This is a genomic window from Romboutsia sp. 13368 (assembly GCF_018336475.1).
GTDB lineage: Bacteria > Bacillota > Clostridia > Peptostreptococcales > Peptostreptococcaceae > Romboutsia.
Genome location: NZ_CP048741.1, coordinates 1,624,598 through 1,626,595, shown reverse-complemented (window position 1 = coordinate 1,626,595; position 1,998 = coordinate 1,624,598). Strand labels below are relative to the sequence as shown.

Below are 1,998 nucleotides of genomic sequence, written 5' to 3'. Positions count from 1 at the left end.
TGAACTTAAATATAAAAAATGTCATATGGAATTTGATGAAAAATTAGCTTCATTAAAAAAGAAAAAAGAAAAACAAAAAGAAAAAGAAAATAAAAATAAAAAAGAAAATAAAGAATTAGGGGAAAAATCAAATGGAAATGACATTAAAACATCTAGAAAGTTCAAGCATACCTCATTATATGAAACAGAGGATGAGTACATTTATAAAAAGCCAAGTGAAGAGCAACTTAGATACGCAAGAGAATTATAAATGTAATAAGTGCAAGGATAGAACTTTTATATTAGTAGACAATGAAGCTGTTCCTTGTGAGTGTAGAGCTTTAAGAGAAGCTGAAAGTATTTTAAGAAATAGTGGTATAAGCGAGGAATTTTCTAAGAAGACTTTTGAGAATTTTAATTATTCAATAAATAATCTTGCTATAAGTATTTATACTGTTGCAAAGCTTTACGCTAAGAACTTTAAGGATATAGAATGTGATAAATATAACTCTGTAATTTTTATGGGACGCTCAGGTTGTGGAAAGACTCATTTATCTTTGGCTATTGCAAATTATTTTATGCAAAATGGTATTGGTGTTGTTTATATGAATTACAGAGAAGATATGACAGCTATTAAGCAAAATATATTAGACCCTGTAGTTTACAATAAGTACTTAAAYAGATATAAAAATGCTAGGGTTCTATTAATAGACGATTTATTTAAAGGTAATATTACACCATCAGATATAAATATTATMTTTGAAATTATAAACTACAGATACTTTAATAATAAGCCAATTATTGTAAGTACTGAAAAGTATAAAAGTGATTTGTTAAAAATAGATGAAGCTATTGGCAGCAGGATATTAGAAATGTGTGATAAGTTTAATATTCAGGTTAGGGGTAATGGACTTAATTATAGAATTAATGGATAGGTGATTATATGCTAGAGCATTTAACTGTTAAAGATATTCCTGGTAGATATAAAGAAYTGGTAGATAATATTGGTATTGAAGGCTTTAGGTATTTAGTTCAAATGTATGGTGGAACTTTRTTTTATGTTCCAACTATAGAAATGGTKAACAAGCTATATAGAAAYAGAAAGATTAGAGAAAGCTTTAGGGGAGATTATAACGAGACTGCTAAAAAGTTTGGTATGAGCAGAACTCAAATATATAATATTATTAATTCTAARAATAAGAGGGAAATTCCCTCTTATTTTATTATAGTTATATTGTGTGAAAGCTTATTTATACTATCTGTAAGACTATTTAGTTTTCCTTCAATTCTWACTAGTAAATACATACTAAGAGCTATAGGAAATCCTACATTAGCTACAAGAGTTTGTAAACTTGCATCCATAGATTATTACAATTCTAAATCRTAGTCAGTAGTATCAGTTTGAACAACCTTAGCAGATATTGCTTGTACTAAAGACCCRCCATTAGGTGAGAAGATATCTTTTTCTATTATAGTATTCATAGCTTCCTTTATTTCACTTTCTGCTAAATCTTCTCTTGGGTTGTCAACTGATATAGACACCTTTTTATCATCTGAGCTTTTAAAAGTCATAACTAATCTTGTTTTTATTTCCATAACATTACCTCCTAAAAATTATTTTTTGAGTGAAATGGCAATTTCATTTTATCTCCTCCTAAAATCAATATTATATTAGTAATAGTAGCATTATTTTTTTATTATACAANNNNACCTCCTAAAAATTATTTTTTGAGTGAWWTGAGCGTACTACGCTAGTGTTGTGTTTTCAATTTTAGCTATTTCTATTACGCTAAATTCTTGAAGTCCTTCTAATGCTTTTGCAACATCATATATATTTTGAGATGTTGCATCAGATTTTAAATTTGAGTAGGTTCTAGATTTTACCTTAGTCTTGTTTGTTAATTCATCTCTTCCTAAGTCAAATTTCATTCTTAATGAAGTTGGATTTTTTCCTTCTACTACCATWTGTATTACCTCCTTTTAAATTTAAGCAACGGATGTAACTGTAGCGGTAGCAAA

The 1,998-nt window shown here is 27.8% G+C and carries 5 protein-coding genes and 1 pseudogene; 3 read left to right on the top strand and 3 right to left on the bottom strand.

The window, feature by feature from the left end; genetic code table 11:
• The 3 genes and pseudogenes from G3997_RS06520 to G3997_RS11710 form a co-directional block, all read left to right on the top strand.
• The coding region (locus G3997_RS06520) for a hypothetical protein (protein WP_330616111.1) at nucleotides 1–250 on the top strand (250 nt) is incomplete at its 5' end.
• Nucleotides 216–914: an ATP-binding protein gene (locus G3997_RS06515; RefSeq protein WP_296644646.1), complete on the top strand. Its 699-nt coding sequence runs from the start codon at nucleotides 216–218 to the stop codon at nucleotides 912–914. The genes G3997_RS06520 and G3997_RS06515, both read left to right, overlap by 35 nt.
• An 8-nt stretch (nucleotides 915–922) precedes the next feature.
• Nucleotides 923–1,177 (top strand): annotated as a pseudogene (locus G3997_RS11710) (Mor transcription activator family protein); the annotation flags it as partial.
• Nucleotides 1,178–1,194: 17 nt separating this feature from the next.
• Here G3997_RS11710 and G3997_RS11705 read toward each other — a convergent pair.
• The 3 genes from G3997_RS11705 to G3997_RS06495 all read right to left on the bottom strand — a co-directional run bounded on the left by G3997_RS11705 (nucleotide 1,195) and on the right by G3997_RS06495 (nucleotide 1,944).
• A complete protein-coding gene (locus G3997_RS11705; protein WP_296649454.1) occupies nucleotides 1,195–1,341 on the bottom strand; it encodes a YvrJ family protein in 147 nt (48 codons plus the stop codon).
• A 6-nt stretch (nucleotides 1,342–1,347) separates the two neighbouring features.
• Entirely contained in the window at nucleotides 1,348–1,575 is a 228-nt protein-coding gene (locus G3997_RS06500; RefSeq protein ID WP_296644645.1) for a DUF2922 domain-containing protein, read from the bottom strand.
• A gap of 150 nt (nucleotides 1,576–1,725) precedes the next feature.
• Entirely contained in the window at nucleotides 1,726–1,944 is a 219-nt protein-coding gene (locus G3997_RS06495; RefSeq protein WP_296644643.1) for a DUF1659 domain-containing protein, read from the bottom strand.
• Between the last annotated feature and the right edge of the window lie 54 nt (nucleotides 1,945–1,998).